Origin of the sequence: Phaeobacter sp. SYSU ZJ3003, assembly GCF_041300735.1 — a bacterium.
GTDB lineage: Bacteria > Pseudomonadota > Alphaproteobacteria > Rhodobacterales > Rhodobacteraceae > Phycobacter > Phycobacter gallaeciensis_A.
The window spans coordinates 1-1,170 of the sequence record NZ_PXNU01000008.1 but is presented as its reverse complement, the minus strand read 5'-3'; the positions used below and the strand labels follow the sequence as shown (position 1 = coordinate 1,170).

The 1,170-nt window shown below is 57.6% G+C and carries 1 protein-coding gene; it reads right to left on the bottom strand.

What is annotated here, in order from left to right:
• Window positions 1-567 precede the first annotated feature (567 nt).
• A partial coding sequence (locus C6W91_RS04015) for a hypothetical protein (RefSeq protein ID WP_370570453.1) occupies window positions 568-1,170 on the bottom strand: 603 nt, incomplete at its 5' end.

Sequence of the window (1,170 nt, the reverse complement as noted above, 5' to 3'; positions counted from 1 at the left end):
TTGCTTTTCGTCATAACCATCATCCTTACTTAAGTTGATGGTCTCCGACAAACTCGGAGCGATTCAGGCCGCATCACCCGGGAACGGCCCAGAAGGCTGGGGTGCCAGGTTCAACTTCACCTTCCTTTTTCCAAAGTAAAAAGCCCTTAATAGCTTTCCTATGCCTAGCAGGAATAACCGCGCAGGTGCTTGGCGCGGTGGGTAAATTATTAGCTGGTGCTGGGAGGCATCTGGCAAATTGCACCGAACATGAACAGAATGAGACATCTTGATTGAAAGGAGTATGGCGGGTTTTATGGAAGGGCATTCTGCGCACGGATCTTCTGAAGCTTTGGTCTTCGCGCGAACCGCATCACCCTCGCCTGCCTGGGTGTAGCGCAAGGTCGCGGCAACTGTTCCGAGGCTGCGCTGCCTTCGCTGTTCGCGGTGCTTGGTCATGTCTTGTCTTTTCGTCGGGTTTGTCACTCAGACGGCGGTCGTGCAGAGGGCGCATCGAACGGTTTCCGCGCGACAGGGGAGTGGCCCGGCCGATGTGACCGGACCCAAGGTAAAGGGGCCGATGCAGGATTACTCTTGGTCCGACATGCCCTGCATCATCTGATGCCCGCCCATGCCTGTCCCGTGCATGCCGCCGTCGTTCATCCCGTTCCCATGCATGCCTTTCCCGTTCATCCGTTTCATCCGATTGGCGATGGCGCTCATTTCATCAGAGGTGATGGCGCCATCCCCGTCCGCATCCAGATGCTGGAAACGGTCTACCATCGTCTCGCGCAGCATCGCGGCGTGCCAGACCGAAAATTCGTCAAGGGACAGGGTACCATCACCGTCGGCGTCATAGTCTTTCAGGCCCGCCTGCATCTTTTTGCCAGGCATGCCATCCATCATGTCCGCCCCCATCATGGTCCGCATCATGTCGCGGTCCATCCGGGACATGCCGTGCCGTTCGGCGCCGCCGCCGTGCATCTGCATCATTTTTCGCATCATGTGTTTCATCATCATCTCGTGGCGGTTGCCCTCCATCTGCGGCTTTTCATCCCCCATATGTGCCCCGCCGGTATTGCCTCCGTGATGGCGGCTGTCGGCCAGAGCGCCTCCGGCGGTGAGCAGGGAAACGGCGAGAATGCTTGCGGTTTTTGCAAATGTCGGCATGAAATCCTCCTGTGGTTCGGC